Annotated in this window: 15 protein-coding genes and 1 other RNA gene; 7 read left to right on the top strand and 9 right to left on the bottom strand. The window is 58.6% G+C overall.

Features of this window, described 5'->3' with window-relative positions; genetic code table 11:
- Window positions 1-91 precede the first annotated feature (91 nt).
- The 5 genes from carA to grpE form a co-directional block, all read right to left on the bottom strand.
- Complete coding sequence (gene carA, locus K0H47_RS26025; protein WP_063033216.1) at window positions 92-1,228, bottom strand: glutamine-hydrolyzing carbamoyl-phosphate synthase small subunit; 1,137 nt, start codon at window positions 1,226-1,228, stop codon at window positions 92-94.
- A gap of 259 nt (window positions 1,229-1,487) precedes the next feature.
- Window positions 1,488-2,294, bottom strand: a complete 807-nt coding sequence (gene dapB / locus K0H47_RS26020; protein WP_017478561.1) for a 4-hydroxy-tetrahydrodipicolinate reductase — start codon at window positions 2,292-2,294, stop codon at window positions 1,488-1,490.
- A 10-nt stretch (window positions 2,295-2,304) separates the two neighbouring features.
- Complete coding sequence (gene dnaJ, locus K0H47_RS26015; protein WP_063033218.1) at window positions 2,305-3,429, bottom strand: molecular chaperone DnaJ; 1,125 nt, start codon at window positions 3,427-3,429, stop codon at window positions 2,305-2,307.
- A gap of 316 nt (window positions 3,430-3,745) precedes the next feature.
- Window positions 3,746-5,662, bottom strand: coding sequence for a molecular chaperone DnaK (gene dnaK / locus K0H47_RS26010; protein WP_063033219.1), 1,917 nt, complete (start codon window positions 5,660-5,662; stop codon window positions 3,746-3,748).
- 102 nt (window positions 5,663-5,764) lie between these two features.
- Window positions 5,765-6,325, bottom strand: coding sequence for a nucleotide exchange factor GrpE (grpE, locus tag K0H47_RS26005; protein ID WP_003212224.1), 561 nt, complete (start codon window positions 6,323-6,325; stop codon window positions 5,765-5,767).
- A gap of 253 nt (window positions 6,326-6,578) precedes the next feature.
- On the opposite strand from grpE, the gene recN reads away from it, so the two are divergent.
- Window positions 6,579-8,252 carry a DNA repair protein RecN gene (gene recN / locus K0H47_RS26000; RefSeq protein WP_219273847.1) on the top strand — a complete coding sequence of 558 codons (1,674 nt, stop codon included), beginning with the start codon at window positions 6,579-6,581 and terminating at the stop codon, window positions 8,250-8,252.
- A gap of 96 nt (window positions 8,253-8,348) precedes the next feature.
- Here the strand turns inward: recN and fur are convergent, their stop codons facing one another.
- On the bottom strand, window positions 8,349-8,753 hold the full coding sequence (gene fur, locus K0H47_RS25995) for a ferric iron uptake transcriptional regulator (protein WP_003212228.1): 405 nt from the start codon (window positions 8,751-8,753) through the stop codon (window positions 8,349-8,351).
- 98 nt (window positions 8,754-8,851) lie between these two features.
- Between fur and K0H47_RS25990 the strand changes: the two genes are divergently transcribed.
- Window positions 8,852-9,379, top strand: a complete 528-nt coding sequence (locus tag K0H47_RS25990) for an outer membrane protein assembly factor BamE (protein ID WP_017478555.1) — start codon at window positions 8,852-8,854, stop codon at window positions 9,377-9,379.
- Window positions 9,380-9,441: 62 nt separating this feature from the next.
- On the opposite strand, the gene K0H47_RS25985 is transcribed toward K0H47_RS25990, so the two are convergent.
- Both K0H47_RS25985 and K0H47_RS25980 read right to left on the bottom strand, forming a co-directional pair.
- Window positions 9,442-9,756: an RnfH family protein gene (locus tag K0H47_RS25985; RefSeq protein ID WP_219273846.1), complete on the bottom strand. Its 315-nt coding sequence runs from the start codon at window positions 9,754-9,756 to the stop codon at window positions 9,442-9,444.
- Window positions 9,749-10,183, bottom strand: coding sequence for a type II toxin-antitoxin system RatA family toxin (locus K0H47_RS25980; RefSeq protein WP_003212236.1), 435 nt, complete (start codon window positions 10,181-10,183; stop codon window positions 9,749-9,751). The genes K0H47_RS25985 and K0H47_RS25980 overlap by 8 nt, the downstream gene beginning before the upstream one ends.
- Window positions 10,184-10,350: 167 nt before the next feature.
- On the opposite strand from K0H47_RS25980, the gene smpB reads away from it, so the two are divergent.
- Window positions 10,351-10,833 carry an SsrA-binding protein SmpB gene (gene smpB / locus K0H47_RS25975; RefSeq protein ID WP_017478553.1) on the top strand — a complete coding sequence of 161 codons (483 nt, stop codon included), beginning with the start codon at window positions 10,351-10,353 and terminating at the stop codon, window positions 10,831-10,833.
- A 55-nt stretch (window positions 10,834-10,888) separates the two neighbouring features.
- Here the strand turns inward: smpB and K0H47_RS25970 are convergent, their stop codons facing one another.
- Window positions 10,889-11,656 (bottom strand): FCD domain-containing protein, encoded by a 768-nt coding sequence (locus K0H47_RS25970; protein WP_063033222.1) that lies wholly within the window; start codon window positions 11,654-11,656, stop codon window positions 10,889-10,891.
- Between the two features lie 261 nt (window positions 11,657-11,917).
- On the opposite strand from K0H47_RS25970, the gene K0H47_RS25965 reads away from it, so the two are divergent.
- From K0H47_RS25965 to ssrA, 4 genes are all read left to right on the top strand, one after another.
- Entirely contained in the window at window positions 11,918-13,612 is a 1,695-nt protein-coding gene (locus K0H47_RS25965) for a lactate permease LctP family transporter (protein ID WP_134325713.1), read from the top strand.
- 70 nt (window positions 13,613-13,682) lie between these two features.
- The gene (locus K0H47_RS25960) at window positions 13,683-16,493 is read left to right on the top strand and encodes an FAD-binding and (Fe-S)-binding domain-containing protein (protein WP_219273845.1); all 2,811 of its coding nucleotides are present in this window, start codon (window positions 13,683-13,685) and stop codon (window positions 16,491-16,493) included.
- A gap of 186 nt (window positions 16,494-16,679) precedes the next feature.
- Complete coding sequence (locus K0H47_RS25955) at window positions 16,680-16,964, top strand: hypothetical protein (RefSeq protein WP_219273861.1); 285 nt, start codon at window positions 16,680-16,682, stop codon at window positions 16,962-16,964.
- A 102-nt stretch (window positions 16,965-17,066) separates the two neighbouring features.
- Window positions 17,067-17,464, top strand: a transfer-messenger RNA (tmRNA) gene (gene ssrA / locus K0H47_RS25950).
- The last annotated feature ends 115 nt before the right edge of the window (window positions 17,465-17,579 follow it).

Here is a 17,579-nt window from a genome sequence, read left to right as displayed (position 1 = left end):
AATCCGCAGGTCAGTCGGCAAGCCGTCTTGAACAATCTTTGAAGAGCCCGAGGGGGCCGCCGGTTTCCCGGGCCACCCTCGGGCCGCTCACTTAGCGTCGCTTGGCCATCTCATTGATGAAACGGTCGAACAGCGGCGCTACGTCGTTCGGGCCCGGGCTTGCTTCAGGGTGGCCCTGGAAGCTGAACGCGCTCTTGTCGGTGCGCTCGATGCCTTGCAGGGAACCGTCGAACAGCGACTTGTGAATCGCCCGGACGTTGCCCGGCAAGGTCGCTTCATCCACCGCAAAACCGTGGTTCTGGCTGGTGATCATCACGATGCCAGTGTCCAGATCCTGTACCGGGTGGTTGGCACCGTGGTGGCCGTGGCCCATTTTCAGGGTCTTGGCGCCGGAGGCCAGGGCCAGCAACTGGTGGCCGAGGCAGATACCGAATACCGGAATCTCGGTTTCCAGCACTTCCTTGATCGCCTTGATGGCGTAGTCGCAAGGCTCCGGGTCGCCCGGGCCGTTGGACAGGAACACACCGTCCGGCTGCAGGGCCAGCACATCGCTGGCTGGGGTTTGCGCCGGCACCACGGTGACGCGGCAACCGCGCTCGACCAGCATGCGCAGGATGTTGTGCTTGATACCGTAGTCGTAGGCCACAACGTGGTACGGCAGCTCGGAAGCTTCGATGGTCGCGTGGCTGTCGGTCTTCAAGTCCCAGACAGTGGAGCGCCACTCGTACTTTTCCTTGGTGCTGACGACTTTCGCCAGGTCCATGCCTTTCAGGCCAGGGAAACCTTGGGCCGCTGCAATCGCTGCTTCTTCGGAGATGTTGTCACCGGCCATGATGCAGCCGTTCTGCGAACCTTTTTCACGCAGGATGCGTGTCAGGCGACGCGTATCGATACCGGCGATCGCCACAACGTTGTTGGCTTTCAGGTAATCGGACAGGGACATCGTGTTACGCCAGTTGCTCGCTACCAGTGGCAGGTCACGAATGACCAGGCCAGCCGACCAGACACGATCAGACTCGGCGTCTTCCGGTGTAGTACCGGTGTTGCCGATGTGCGGATAGGTCAGGGTAACGATCTGTTGGGCGTAGGAAGGATCAGTAAGGATTTCCTGATAGCCGGTCATGGCGGTGTTGAACACCACCTCTCCAACGGTCTGACCGTCGGCTCCAATGGCTTCGCCGCGAAAAATGCTGCCATCAGCAAGGGCGAGTATGGCTGGCTTAGTCAAGAAGACCTCCCGTAAATAAAGCCTGAAAGGGCGATCGCAGGTTGTAAAAAAGCGGAGTGACGTATGGACACGTCACCCCGCTTCTTCACTGAATTATTCTGCGCGCTTTTAGTGGACACACTAAAGCTGTAGCTTACAGAAAAAGGCATTTTTGGTCCACCGCTAATGAGCCTTAAAGGCAGGGGAATGCGACAGGACGTCGCTTAGCGGGTAAAAACGGGGCCTTAGGATATTCCTGAGACCCCGTTTTAGCTACTTCTTAATGCAGATCCAGCACGTCACGCATGTCGTACAAGGCCGGCGTACGACCGTCCAGCCACAGTGCCGCACGTACAGCACCCTTGGCGAACGTCATGCGGCTCGACGCCTTGTGGGTAATCTCAAGACGCTCACCCTCGGTCGCGAACAGCACGGTGTGATCGCCCACCACGTCACCGCCGCGAACGGTGGCAAAACCGATGGTGTCATGGGCGCGAGCCCCGGTATGCCCTTCACGACCATACACCGCCACCTTCGACAGATCCCGCCCAAGGGCATCGGCAATCGCCTCACCCATGCGCAACGCCGTACCCGACGGCGCATCGATCTTGTGCCGGTGATGAGTCTCGATGATCTCGATGTCAGCCTCATCACCCATCACGCGCGCCGCCATGTCGAGCAGCTTCAGCGAAAGATTGACGCCGACGCTGAAATTGGCCGCGAACACGATAGGAATATCCTTGCCCGCCTCCACCAGCAGCTGTTTTTGCTCAGCGCTCAGACCGGTCGTGCCGATCACCATGGCCTTGCCCGCCTTGCGGCAGAACGCCAGGTTTTTCAGCATCACGTCCGGCAGGGTGAAGTCGATCAGCACGTCGAACTCGTCGGCAACCTGCTCCAGATTGCCGGACAACGAAACGCCGATCCGCCCCAGGGACGCCAACTCACCCGCGTCTGCACCAATCAAGGTGCTGCCGGGACGAACAATCGCCGCCGTCAACCCGGAGGCCGGCGAGCGGGCCTGCACAGCCTCGACCAGGGTCTTGCCCATACGCCCGGCAGCGCCCATCACCGCGATACGTCGCATACTCACTTCCTTACAGGTCGCCGAAGAAACGCTTTACGCCTTCGAACCAGCCAGTGGTTTTTGGCGAATGGGTATCATCGCCGGCCAGGGAGCTGCGGAACTCTTCCAACAGTTCGCGCTGACGACGCCCCAGGTTCACCGGAGTCTCTACCGCCACACGGCACATCAAGTCACCAGCACCACCACCGCGCACCGGCGCAACGCCTTTGCCACGGATACGGAACTGCTTGCCGGTCTGCGTGCCCTCCGGAATCTTCAGCTTGACCCGACCGTCCAGCGTCGGAATCTCAAGCTCGCCACCCAGGGCCGCGTCGACAAAGCTGATCGGCACTTCACAGAACAGATGCTTGCCGTCGCGCTGGAAGATCGAGTGCTCGCGCACATTGATCACCACGTACAGGTCGCCCGTCGGGCCGCCCTGCGTGCCCGCCTCGCCTTCACCCGACAGACGAATGCGGTCACCGGTATCAACACCCGCTGGCACTTTCACCGAGAGGGTCTTGTACTCTTCGACACGCCCTTCGCCGTGGCACGAGTCGCACGGATCGGAAATGATCTTGCCCTGGCCATGGCAGCGCGGGCAGGTTTGCTGCACCGAGAAGAAGCCTTGCTGCATGCGCACCTGGCCGATACCGCCGCAGGTCGGGCAAGTGATCGGCGAAGAGCCTTTCTTGGCGCCCGAACCGTCGCACGGCTTGCAATTGACCAGCGTCGGAACGCGGATATTAACGCTGGTGCCACGCACCGCCTCTTCCAGGTTCAGCTCCAGGGTGTAGCGCAAGTCACTGCCACGCTGGGCACCGCCACGCTGGCCACCACGGCCCCCGCCAAAGAAGTCGCTGAACACGTCGCCGAAAATATCGGAGAAGTTCTGACCACCAAAACCTGCACCGCCGCCGCCCATGCTTGGGTCGACACCGGCATGGCCGTACTGATCGTACGCCGCACGCTTGTTTGGATCACACAGGCATTCGTAGGCCTCATTGGCCTCTTTGAACAGCTCTTCGGATTCTTTGTTGTCCGGATTACGGTCCGGGTGGTGCTTCATCGCCAGGCGACGGTAAGCCTTTTTCAGGTCCGCCTCGCTGGAGCCGCGCTCCACACCCAACACTTCGTAATAGTCACGCTTTGCCATAAGTCTTTGCACTCTTAAGGACGTTCGGCAAAACCCTCCTGAGTCTTGCCAAACTCGTTGAGCCCCAATACAGGCCCGGACCCAACTCACGTCAATTCAACGATCCTGGTCGTTACTGCTTTCAGCCGGCAACCGGCCAAAAACGCGGTGACTGTCGTCCGGAAAGCAGGAGCATTCCCGATCACACCGCCAGCATCCGAGCGTCGTCGCATGCTGTAAAAATTCGCGTACCCCAGACACGCCAACGCGGGAGCAAGCTCCCGCGCGGCGACATCCTACCAGTCACCGCTTGTGAGCGGTCAACCGGGCGACCAAGTTACTTCTGGTCTTTGACTTCTTCGAACTCGGCATCGACAACGTCGTCGTGCTTGGCTTCAGGTTCTGCCTGGTGTGCAGCACCGTCAGCCGGCTGGCCTTGTTCGGCGTACATTTTCTGAGCCACTGGCGCAGAGACTTTCGACAGCTCTTCAACCTTGGCTTCGATGGCAGCCTTGTCGTCGCCTTTAACGGCGGCTTCCAGAGCAACTACTGCGGCTTCGATTGCAGTTTTCTCTTCGGCAGTCACTTTGTCGCCAGCGTCAGCGATCATTTTGCGAGTCGAGTGAACCAGTGCATCACCCTGATTGCGGGCAGCAGCCAGTTCTTCGAACTTGCGGTCTTCGTCAGCGTTGGCTTCAGCATCACGGATCATCTGCTGAATTTCTTCCTCGGACAGACCCGAGTTTGCCTTGATCACGATCGACTGAGTCTTGCCGGTGGCCTTGTCTTTGGCGCCTACGTGCAGAATGCCGTTGGCGTCGATGTCGAAGGTCACTTCAATTTGTGGCACGCCACGTGGTGCTGGCGGAATCTCGGCCAGGTCGAACTTGCCCAGGGACTTGTTCTGACCGGCTTGCTTACGCTCACCTTGCAGCACGTGAATGGTCACGGCGCCCTGGTTGTCGTCGGCAGTCGAGAACACTTGCGATTTCTTGGTAGGAATCGTGGTGTTTTTCTCGATCAGCGCAGTCATCACGCCACCCATGGTTTCGATACCCAGGGTCAGCGGGCTGACGTCCAGCAGCAGAACGTCTTTCACGTCGCCGGCCAATACCGCGCCCTGGATGGCAGCACCCATGGCAACCGCTTCGTCAGGGTTCACGTCTTTACGTGCTTCCTTACCGAAGAACTCGGTCACCAGCTTCTGAACCAGTGGCATACGGGTCTGACCGCCGACCAGGATCACATCGTTGATCGCGCCAACGTCGATACCCGAGTCTTTCAGCGCAATGCGGCAAGGCTCGATGGTGCGTTGAACCAGGTCTTCTACCAGCGACTCCAGCTTGGCGCGGGAGATTTTCACGTTCAAGTGCTTGGGACCGGTGGCATCTGCAGTGATGTACGGCAGGTTCACGTCGGTCGAATTGCTCGAAGACAGTTCGATCTTGGCTTTCTCAGCGGCTTCTTTCAGGCGCTGCATGGCCAGCGGGTCACCTTTGAGGTTCATGCCGCTTTCTTTCTTGAATTCGTCAACGAGGTAGTCGATCAGACGAATGTCAAAATCTTCACCGCCCAGGAACGTGTCACCGTTGGTGGCCAACACTTCGAACTGGTGCTCGCCATCGACTTCAGCGATTTCGATCACGGAAACGTCGAAGGTACCGCCACCCAGGTCGTAAACGATGACGGTGTGGTCACCCTTGGCCTTGTCCATACCGTAGGCCAGAGCGGCTGCGGTTGGTTCGTTGATGATACGTTTTACGTCCAGGCCAGCAATACGGCCGGCGTCTTTGGTCGCCTGGCGCTGGCTGTCGTTGAAGTAGGCCGGAACGGTGATCACCGCTTCAGTCACGGCCTCACCGAGGTAGTCTTCGGCGGTTTTCTTCATCTTTTTCAAGATTTCAGCCGAGATTTGTGGCGGCGACATTTTCTGGCCGTTCACTTCAACCCAGGCGTCACCGTTGTCAGCCTTGGCGATTTTGTACGGGACCATCTTGATGTCTTTCTGTACAACTTCTTCGTCGAACTTACGACCGATCAGACGCTTCACCGCGTACAGGGTGTTATGCGGATTGGTCACAGCTTGACGCTTGGCGGACTGGCCAACCAGGATTTCGCCGTCGTTGGCATAAGCCACGATGGACGGGGTGGTACGTGCGCCTTCGGCGTTTTCAATAACTTTGGATACGCCGTTTTCCAGCACGGAGACGCAGGAGTTGGTAGTCCCCAGGTCGATACCGATAATTTTGCCCATGATTTACTCTCCCGAAACTTAGATTTTGTTGCCACAGCAGTGGTGGCTAACTGCGGCAGTACTTAAACGCTTGACTTATAGATGGGGCCGTTACGACTTATTTCAAGCCTGCTCATCAATAGAAGGTGCAACCGGTGCAGGAGCCTTGCTCACCACAACCATTGCCGGGCGCAGCAAGCGACCGTTGAGCTGGTAACCCTTCTGGAACACCTTCAACACGCTGTTCGGCTCAAGATCAGCGTTTTCCTGCATCGCCATCGCTTGATGATGCTCGGCATTGAACGGCTCGCCGCCTTGTGGATCGATGGCTTCCAACTGATAACGCTTCAGGGTGTCCTGGAACATTTTCAGGGTCAGTTCGATCCCTTCGCGCATTGGGCGGATGTTTTCGTCGTCCGGGTTGGACAACTCAAGGCCACGTTCCAGGCTGTCGATAATCGGCAGCAGATCACCGGCAAATTTTTCCAGGGCGAACTTGTGAGCCTTTTCTACATCCTGCTCGGCGCGGCGGCGGACGTTCTGCAGATCAGCGGCAACACGCAACGATTGATCCTGTGCGCCGGCCAATTGCTCTTCGAGCACTTGCACACGAGCTGCCAGATCTTCACCTGCGGCCTGGTTGGCGTCTGGATTTTGCGTATCCTGCGTCTGTTCGTCAGCCATAGATTTCTCCTTTCAAAATCATGCGCGAACTCGACTCGCGCTTCTGTTCCGGTATATGGGGCCACAATTTTCAGGTTCAAGGGCTGGGGCGTTACCAAAAGTCTTTCACTTGTCCTGGATCAATTTCCCCCGATCATTCCCTGTCGCACTTAAAAAGACAGTTATTCAAGCAAATCGGACTAAGCATCAGGATTGTCACCCTCAAACAAAACACTGTATAAATAACCAGACCTAAAGCCTGGGAGCGGCCGTCATGCTGGTGCACCTGTCCGTACATAACTACGCCATCGTTGAACATCTGGATCTTGAACTGGATCGCGGGATGAGCGTAATCACAGGCGAAACCGGCGCCGGCAAGTCGATCATGCTCGACGCCCTGGGCCTGACCCTGGGCGATCGTGCCGACAGCGGCGTGGTACGCCCTGGCGCCGACAAAGCCGACATCCTCGCCACCTTTGACCTGGCCGACATCCCGGAAGCCGAGGCCTGGCTTGCCGAGCGCGACCTTAACAATGAAGGCCCGTGCATCCTGCGCCGGGTGATCACGGCCGAAGGGCGCTCCCGCGGCTATATAAATGGCACGCCCTGCCCGCTCGGCGATTTGAAAGCCCTGGGCGAACTGCTGATCGATATCCACAGCCAGCATGAACACCAGTCCCTGCTGAAAACCGACACCCATCGCCGACTCCTCGACGAGTACGCCGGTGCCACCGATCTTGCGCGCCAGGTGCAATTGGCTACGCAGCGCTGGCGCCAGACCCGCCAGGAGCTGGAGCGCCTCTCCAACTCCGGCGACGAGCAGCGCGCCCGTCACCAGTTGCTCAGCTACCAACTGGAAGAACTGGAAAGCCTGGGGCTCGGCGAGACGGAACTGGAGCAACTGGAACAGGAACACAAGAACCTGACCAACGCCGAAACCCTGCTGGGCATCTGCCGGCAAGTGGTGGAGCAGTGCAGCGAAAGTGATTCCGGCAATGTGCTCAACGCCCTGACGGCGAGCCTCAATCGCCTGTCCAGTGTGAACAATGCCTCCGGCTCACTGAATGAAGCCACCACATTGCTGACCAGTGCGCAAATCCAGGTAGAAGAAGCCGTGGGCGAGCTGAACCGCTTCCTCGATCACTTCGATGCCGACCCGGCACGCTTGCAAGATATAGAAGAGCGCCTGGACACCATCTATACCTTGGCGCGCAAACACCGGATCCAGCCGACCGAAGTAGCAACCATGCAGCAAAAGCTGCTGGATGAAATCGAAACCCTGAACGCCAACGATGAGTCCATCGAGCGACTGGGTGAAGAACTAGCGTCGTTTGCTCGCCATTATCAAGAGAAAGCCCGAGAACTCAGCGACCTGCGCCATCAGGCAGCGACGGGCCTGGCCAGCGCGGTGGAACAAGAGATCCAGCGCCTGGGGATGCCCGGCGGGCGCTTTACCATCGAGCTGCACACCAACACCAGCAATGAGCTGCTGCCCAATGGTCTTGAACAGGTAGAACTGCTGGTCAGCGCAAACCCGGGCCAGCCATTGAAGGCACTGGCAAAAGTAGCGTCCGGCGGCGAGCTGTCACGGATCAGCCTGGCGATCCAGGTGATCACCGCCCAGACCTCACGCGTGCCAACGCTGGTATTCGATGAGGTGGACGTAGGGATCGGTGGACCGACTGCCGAGATCGTTGGCCAGCTGCTGCGTCGATTGGGCGATCGTGGCCAGGTGTTGACCGTTACTCACTTGCCACAAGTAGCTGCCCAAGGGCATCAACACTTGTTCGTGCACAAGGTACGTGGCAGCGATGCGACCCATACCGCCGTGTCCAAGCTGAACAAGACCGAACGGGTAGAAGAAGTGGCACGGATGCTCGGCGGCATTGACCTGACCAAGGAGTCCTTGGCTCACGCGAAGAAAATGGTGGTAACCGCGAAGGTCTGAAGCCTGGCTTACTGAGTATTTTCTTTCTATAGAAAGCACGAAGGCGACCCTAGGGTCGCCTTCGATCGTTTCGCAGAGCGAATCTGCGTAGCTTTCTTACTTTTTCTTACGTATGTAGAGAACCAGATTGTGGTCCACCAAATCGAATCCATGTTGCTCAGCAATCATGTGCTGGAGCTTCTCGATTTCCGGACTGGTGAACTCGATAACCTCATTGGTATCCAGGTCAACCATGTGGTCGTGATGACCGCCGTCAGCCAATTCGAACACTGCATGACCGCCGTCGAAATTATGACGAACCACCAGTCCTGCTGCTTCAAACTGGGTCAGAACACGGTAAACCGTGGCCAGGCCGACGTCCTCGTTAGACTCCATCAGCGCCTTGTATACATCCTCGGCACTCATGTGGCGCTGCTCAGCAGAATCGAGCATTTGTAGAATCTTGACTCGTGGCAGAGTCACTTTAAGACCGGCTTTGCGTAGTTCGCTATTTTCAACCATGGTTAGCTTTCTCGCGGATGCTGCTTCGCAGCTTCTCTTAATACGGGTATGATCGGCGTTTACGTTGTCCCAGCCAAGATAGTGGAAGTCGCCCACCGATGCAAAACACCAAGCTCTTGCTAACCAGTTTCACCTTTGTGGGACTGCTCGCACTCGCCGGTTGTTCATTCCCCGGGGTTTACAAAATCGACATCCAGCAGGGCAATGTCGTCACGCAGGACATGATAGACCAGTTACGCCCGGGAATGACCCGACGGCAAGTACGGTTTATCATGGGCAATCCCCTGCTGACCGACACATTCCATGCCGATCGCTGGGATTATCTCTATAGCATCCAACCTGGTGGCGGTGAACGCCAGCAGGAGCGGGTCAGTGTCATCTTCAATGGCAATGACCAGCTCGTCAGCCTGTCGGGGGACTTCAAACCGGGCGTAAGCCGCGATGAAGCCTTGCTGGGCAAGGACAACGGCACCACTGCTCCTGCGCCCGCGCAGAACGAGGAGAAGCCGAAGTCCGAAGTACCGGCCAAGCCTGGCTCCTTACTGGACGAGATCCAGAAAGGCGTCGACGGCGTACAAACCGTTCCAGTGCCGACTCCAGAACCTCTGGACTCGAGCCCGCAGTAAGTTTGTAACGCACGATAAAAAGCCCGGCATGCCGGGCTTTTTGTTGCCTGCTGTTTAGCAAACTATGGGTTTAGCTGTTTTGCCTTGGCAGCCTTCGCCGCACGCAAGCGACGTATCTCCATCGGATCTGCCAACAACGGCCGGTAGATCTCGATTCGATCTCCAGCCTGCACAACACGCACATCAGCGTCCGCCACCACCTTGCCGAAAATTCCCAAAGGGCAACTCTCCAGATTCAGCTCCGGGAATTGCGCAGCCATTCCCGAGCCCAACACCGCCGCCCTGAGGCTGCAGCCCGGCGCTACTGCCAGGCTCATCAACGCCTGGCGATCCACCGCGGCGTACACCACCTCGATTTCAACCAATGGCTCAGCCATGCATTTGCTTGGCGCGTTGGCAGAACGCGTCCACCAGGGTATTGGCAGCTTGATTGAACAACGGGCCCAAGGTGGCACGCACGATAGGGCCGGCATAATCGAACGACAGGTCCAGGCTGATCTTGCAGGCCTTCTCGTTCAACGCCTTGAACACCCACACACCATGCAACTGAGTGAACGGGCCTTCTTCGAGATTCATCTCAATGGACTGCCCGGGCACCAGCGTGTTGCGCGTGACAAAGTGCTGGCTCAAGCCGCCCTTTGCCACCCCCACGCTGGCAACCATATGCTCATCACTGCTCTCCAACACCTCGGCAGTCGAACACCAAGGCAGGAACTCCGGGTAACGCGCCACGTCGTTGACCAGGTCATAGAGCGCCTGCGCCGGGTAGGGCAACAGGGCCGAACGTTGAATATGCGTCGTCATGTGAGCGTTATTTCCACAGCTGAGCGGCAAACATCGCGAAAGGACAACAGGATTCGCGAAAGAAAAAATCAAAAACCAGCCTGCATTGTCCGGGATTCATTCAACACGCTCAAGCACGCAGGTTGACCGTAGCCGACGCGCTCGCAACTCCCTATAATGCCGCCCCTATGGCTAAACAAAAGAAACACCCAACAGGGACCATCGCGCAAAATAAAAAGGCGCGACACGATTACTTCATCGAACATCGGTTCGAGGCTGGTCTGGTCCTGGCCGGCTGGGAAGTAAAAAGTCTGCGTGCCAGCAAGCTGCAACTGGTCGACAGTTACGTGCTGCTCAAAGACGGTGAGGCATGGCTGCTCGGCAGTCATATCACGCCGCTGATGACTGCCAGCACCCACGTCATTGCCGACCCGGTGCGCACGCGCAAGCTGCTGCTCAATGCTCGCGAGCTGGAAAAACTCCAAGCTGCCGTGCAGCAAAAAGGCTACGCCTGCGTTTGCCTGTCGTGGTACTGGAGCAAGCACCTGGTCAAGTGCGAGATCGCACTGGGCAAGGGCAAGAAGGAATACGACAAGCGTGACACCGAGCGCGAACGCGATTCCAACCGGGAATTGCAGCGCGCCGTGCGTAACAAGGGCAAGGAAGATTGAATTTCTTGTGACTTGATGTGGCTGAGGGAGCCCGCTCCCTCAGCCACAACAATTGCTAGATCCCTTTGCGCCGCTCCGCCCGCGCCATGCGCTGAACCTCCTGACGCACTTCTTCCAGCACTTCCTGCACATACAGCAGGTGACGTGTTGAAACCTCCCGCGCCTGCTCGGCACGCCCTTCGATAATCGCCAGGTACAGATCACGGTGCTGATTGATCAGCATGTCCCGGGTCTCGGTACGCTGCTGATACATGCCACCAATGTTGGTCACTACGTTACGCTTGAGCAGATCGAACAGCCCGCGAATGGTATGCAGCAATACCGCGTTATGGCTGGCCTCGGCGATGGCCAGGTGAAACCTCGCATCCGCCGCGCCCTCTTCCGCCCGGCTCACTTCGTCTGACCGCGTATAGCAATCCTGCAGCTCTTCGAAGGCTGCCGTCAGCCGCTCGCGATCAACCTCAGTGGCACGCAACGCTGCGTAATACGCGCACGAGGCTTCCAGCGTCTGACGAAACTCCAGAAGATCGCGCTGAGCCTCGGGATTATTTTCCAGCAGATGCAGCAGCGGATCACTGAAGGTTGAACCCAGCGACTCCACCACATAATTGCCACCACCCTGACGGCTGATCAGCAAACCTTTGGCCGCCAGCTTCTGGATCGCCTCACGCAACGACGGACGCGACACCCCGAACTGCTCGGCCAGTGCGCGCTCGGCCGGCAAGCGCTCGCCCGACTTCAGCGTGCCCTCAAGGATCATGCCCTCAAGCTGCTCGACGATATCGTCAGACAAACGGCGCTGACGCACCTGATCAAACCCCATAACTCACTCTCCACCATCCCGACCACTCGCCGGGGCCCCTATTCTGGCCTATTGCCGTGTATCCGGCACCTATCAGAACGTCCTCGTTTCAGCCGATCAGCATCCGTTCAAGCCAACCTACGACCAAAGATTCGCAAGCGGCAAATTGACACATCCCCCTGAAGGCTTTTAACCTAGCCAACGGTGATTGTAAATTGGTAATACCAATTATCCAAATCACCAAAGCAGTGCCTGACCAACAACAATTAGGGGCCACCCCATATGCAAACCTGGCAACAGCTCTACAGCCCGCTCGGCAGCCTTGGCCTGTCCGCACTGGCCGCCGTTATTCCCATCGTATTTTTCTTCCTGGCCCTGGCGGTGTTTCGCCTCAAAGGCCACGTTGCGGGCAGCATCACCTTGGCACTGTCGATCCTGGTGGCGATCTTTGCCTTCCAGATGCCGGTCGACATGGCGCTCGCCGCCGCCGGTTACGGCTTTGCCTACGGCCTGTGGCCCATCGCCTGGATCATCGTCGCCGCCGTATTCCTCTATAAACTGACGGTCAAGAGCGGCCAGTTCGAGATCATCCGCAGCTCCGTGCTGTCGATTACCGACGACCAGCGCCTACAAGTGCTGCTGATCGGCTTCTGCTTCGGCGCGTTCCTGGAAGGTGCGGCCGGCTTCGGCGCACCGGTGGCGATTACTGCCGCATTACTGGTAGGACTGGGCTTCAACCCGCTGTACGCCGCCGGCCTGTGCCTGATTGCCAACACCGCACCCGTCGCGTTCGGCGCGCTGGGGATTCCGATCATCGTGGCCGGCCAAGTGACGGGCATCGACGCGTTCAAGATCGGCGCCATGGCCGGCCGCCAATTGCCGCTGTTGTCGTTGTTCGTGCCGTTCTGGCTGGTGTTCATGATGGACGGTCTGCGCGGTGTCAAGGAAACCTGGCCAGCCGCACTGGTTGCGGGTTTGAGCTTTGCCGTTACCCAGTTCTTCACCTCGAACTTCATCGGCCCGGAACTGCCAGACATCACCTCGGCCCTGGCCAGCCTGATTTCCCTGACCCTGTTCCTGAAAGTCTGGCAGCCCAAGCGCAGTGCCGGCGCGCAAATCGTTGGCGCAACGTCCGGCACTGCCGTCACTGCCAGCGCCGGTGGCTTTGGCCTGCCGCGCAACACCCTGGCTTCGCCTTACAGCCTGGGGGAAATTTTCAAGGCCTGGTCGCCGTTCCTGATCCTGACCGTGCTGGTCACCATCTGGACCCTCAAGCCCTTCAAGGCGATGTTCGCCGCCGGCGGCGCGATGTACAGCTCGGTATTCAACTTTGCGATCCCGCACCTGGATCAACTGGTGATCAAGGTCGCGCCCATCGTTGCCACCCCGACAGCCATCCCGGCGGTATTCAAGCTTGATCCGATTTCCGCCACCGGCACGGCGATTTTCTTCTCCGCCCTGGTATCGATGCTGGTGCTGAAGATTGATTTCAAAACTGGTCTGACCACCTTGAAAGAAACCTTTTATGAGCTGCGCTGGCCGATCCTGTCCATCGGCATGGTGCTGGCCTTTGCCTTCGTCACCAACTATTCGGGCATGTCATCAACCATGGCCCTGGTGCTGGCGGCTACCGGCGCGGCATTCCCGTTCTTCTCGCCATTCCTTGGCTGGCTCGGAGTGTTTCTGACCGGCTCCGACACCTCGTCCAACGCGCTGTTCAGCTCGCTGCAAGCCACTACCGCGCACCAGATCGGCGTCAACGACACCTTGCTGGTAGCGGCGAACACCAGCGGCGGCGTGACCGGCAAGATGATCTCGCCGCAGTCGATTGCCGTGGCATGCGCCGCCACTGGCCTGGTGGGCAAGGAATCCGACCTGTTCCGCTTTACCCTCAAGCACAGCCTGTTTTTCGCGACGATCGTCGGGCTGATCACCTTGGCCCAGGCTTACTGGTTCACCGGTATGCTGGTGCACTGAGACCTGCACGCGATAGGGTAAGAACCGACGCCGGGCAGCGATTCCGGCGTCTGCTATTTCTGGAGGACCGATGAGCCTGCCTGCTGCTTTTCTGAGCGACGCCGCACAACTGATCCCGAAAGATCGTCGTTTCGACGATCCACTTTCCACCCTCGCCTTCGGCACCGACGCCAGCTTTTACCGACTGATCCCACAACTGGTGATCCGTGTCGAGTCGGAAGATGAGGTGGTGGCGCTGCTGCAACTGGCTCAACGCGATCGCGTGCCGGTGACCTTTCGTGCGGCGGGCACCAGCCTTTCCGGACAGGCCATCAGCGACTCGGTACTGATCGTGCTGGGGGACAATTGGAACGGGCGCGAGATTCGCGGCCAGGGCACACAAATCCGCTTGCAGCCCGGCGTGATCGGGGCGCAAGCCAACGCCTGGCTGGCGCCATTCGGGCGCAAGATCGGCCCGGACCCGGCGTCGATCAATGCCTGCAAGATTGGCGGCATCGTCGCCAACAATGCCAGCGGCATGTGCTGCGGCACGGCGCAGAATACCTATCACACCCTCGCAGGAATTCGCTTGGTGCTGGCCGACGGCAGCCGCCTGGACACGGAAGATCCGGCCAGTGTTGCGGCCTTTCGCCAACGTCACGGCGACCTGCTTGAACGCCTGGCAACCCTGGGTCGCGAAACCCGGGCAAACGCTGAACTGGCTGCAAAAATCCGCCACAAATACCGTCTGAAAAATACCACCGGGTTGTCACTCAATGCCCTGGTGGATTTCGACGAGCCACTGGATATCCTCAGCCATTTGCTGGTAGGCTCCGAAGGCACCCTGGGCTTTATCAGCGCAGTGACCTACGACACGGTGATCGACCACCCGAACAAAGCCTCGGCCCTGATCGTGTTCCCGGATGTGGAAACCTGCTGCAACGCGGTGACCGTACTCAAAACCCAACCTGTTTCAGCGGTTGAACTACTGGACCGCCGCAGCATGCGTTCGGTGCAGGACAAACCCGGCATGCCGGCTTTCGTACAGCAGCTATCGGAAAATGCCTGCGCCCTGCTGATCGAATCCCGCGCGGCCTCGCCCTCGCTGCTGCATGAACAACTGGCGCTGATCATGGCCTCCCTGGCCAGCTTCCCGGTGGAGAAACAAGTCGACTTCACCGAAGACCCGGTGGAAAACGCCCGCCTGTGGGCGATCCGCAAAGACACCTTCCCCGCCGTCGGCGCCGTGCGTAAAACCGGCACCACCGTAATTATCGAAGACGTGACCTTCCCGGTGGAACAACTGGCTATTGGCGTTAACCGCCTGATCGAGTTGTTCGACAAACATCACTACGACGAAGCGATCCTTTTCGGACACGCCCTGGAAGGCAATCTGCACTTTGTGTTCACTCAAGGCTTCAACAGCGCGGAAGAAGTCGCACGTTACCAAGCGTTCATGGACGACGTCGCCCAGTTGGTGGCCGTGGAGTTTGGCGGCTCGCTGAAGGCCGAGCACGGTACCGGTCGCAACATGGCACCCTTCGTCGAACTGGAATGGGGCAGCGATGCCTACCAGTTGATGTGGCAACTCAAGCGCCTGCTCGACCCCAACGGCATTCTCAACCCGAACGTGGTGCTCAGCGAAGACCCGCAAATCCACCTCAAGCACCTCAAGCCACTGCCCGCCGCCGACGAGCTTGTGGATAAGTGCATCGAGTGTGGCTTCTGCGAGCCGGTGTGCCCGTCGAAAGGACTGACCCTGAGCCCGCGCCAACGCATCGTAATCTGGCGCGATATTCAGGCCCGGAAACGCGCAGGCATCGATACCACCGAACTGGAGGCGGCCTATCAATACCAGGGCATCGACACTTGCGCGGCCACCGGGCTTTGCGCCCAACGCTGCCCGGTAGGCATCAATACCGGCGACCTGGTGAAAAAGCTGCGCAGCCGCGACGCCGACCGTACGAAAACCGCCGAATGGCTGTCGACGCATTTCGCCACGGCACTGCAAGGTGCGCGCTTCACCCTGCACGTAGCCAACGGCGCGCGCATGCTGCTGGGCGCGCCGCGACTGGCGAAGCTCTCGGCCACGGTAACCCGCCTGTCCAAGGGGCAAATCCCCCAGTGGACCAACGCCATGCCGCAACCGGAAAAGGCCATTCGCTTCAGCCCCGCCGTGAGCGATGAGCGACCACGGGTGGTGTACCTCGCTGCCTGCGTATCACGCGCCATGGGCCCGGCAGCCGGCGACCAGGAACAGATGTCGCTGTACGACAAAACCCGCGGCCTGCTGGAAAAAGCCGGTTACCAGGTAGTCTTTCCCGACAATCAGGACAACCTCTGCTGCGGCCAGCCTTTCGCATCCAAGGGCTATGCCGAACAAGCCGAACACAAACGCCAGGAACTGATCGGCGCCCTGCTCCACGCCAGCCGTGGCGGCCTCGACCCGATCTACTGCGACACCAGCCCGTGCACCCTGCGCCTGGTCCAGGACCAGGCCGAAACCCGTCTCGACCTCTACGACCCCGTGCGTTTTATCCGCACCCACCTGATGGACCGCCTCGACTTCACTCCTCAGGAAGCCCCGATCGCCGTGCATGTCACCTGCAGCACCCAGCACCTGGGGGAAAGCCAGGCGCTGATCGACCTGGCCAGGCAGTGCAGCAAAAACGTGGTGATCCCCGAAGGCATTCATTGCTGTGGGTTTGCCGGCGACAAAGGCTTCACCACGCCGGAGCTGAATGCGCACTCACTGCGCAGCCTGAAGGACGCCGTGCAGTATTGCAGCGAGGGCATTTCCACCAGCCGTACGTGTGAGATTGGTCTGACGCAACATGGTGGAATTGATTACCACGGCCTGGTGTACCTGGTGGACCGAGTGACCCAGGCGCGGGCCCATTAGAGCCGCCCCTTTTTGGTGCCAAACCTAATGACTTCGGGGTTTTTCGACTAATCCAGCGACAAAACAGAACCCCTGCGCGCCGGCGTAGTCATCTGCATAGGCCTCGACAAACGAGGCTCATCAGTGACCTCGCTGGCTGCACGGAAAACCGGCAGCATCGAGCCCTATTTGCACAAGGAGATACCCATGAAGCGTTCCGCTCTTGCTGGTTTGTTCATTACCGCTGCGATGCTGGCGTCCCCCGCGTTTGCCGCCGGAACAAAAGACGATCTGTGCCAAATCAACCTGGACAAAATCAACAACGGGAAAGCCTTGCTCGCCACCGACACCAGCGGCAAAGCCGGCGAAATTGACACCGCCGTCTCCCAAGCCAAGGCAGCCCATGCGGCAGACGATGACAAGAAGTGCATCGAGATCACCTCCAAGGCGCTGCAAAGCCTGCAAGACACGGACAAAGGCGGTAATCAGTAACCTGTCACCGCTCAAGGCCAACCTTCGGGTTGGCCTTCTGTGAGTGATTGGCGTACACTGCACAGGCTTGTCACTCACTAAGAAACAACGAGTTACAAGCACGGGGCCGTTTAGGATTCGACGCCGGTTGCGAAACTTTAGGTGCATGCCGAGTTGGTAACAGAACTCGTAAATCCACTGTTGCAACTTCTTATAGTTGCCAATGACGAAACCTACGGCCAGGAATTCTCTCTCGCTGCGTAAGCAGCTTTAGATCCTGAGCTTCTGGTACCTTCGGGTCCAGCAATCACCAGGGGATGTCTGTAAACCCAAAGTGATTGTCATATAGAACAGAATCGCCGTGCAGTACGTTGTGGACGAATCGGCTAAAACTTACACAACTCGCCCAAAGCACCCTGCCCTTCGGGTCGCTGAGGGTTAACTTAATAGATACGGCTAAGCATGTAGTACCGACAGCGGAGTACTGGCGGACGGGGGTTCAAATCCCCCCGGCTCCACCAACTCAACAAAAAAAGACGTCCACGGACGTCTTTTTTTGTGTCTGAAATCCAGTAAATAGGCGAGCTCTCGTGTTTTTTTGGTTCCAGCCGGCCAAGGCGGCTGGTGAAGACTTCG

Origin of the sequence: Pseudomonas sp. Xaverov 83 (assembly GCF_019352905.1) — a bacterium.
Lineage (GTDB): Bacteria > Pseudomonadota > Gammaproteobacteria > Pseudomonadales > Pseudomonadaceae > Aquipseudomonas > Aquipseudomonas yamanorum.
Note: the sequence above shows the minus strand (reverse complement) of the source record. Positions and strands in the feature narration are given on the sequence as shown.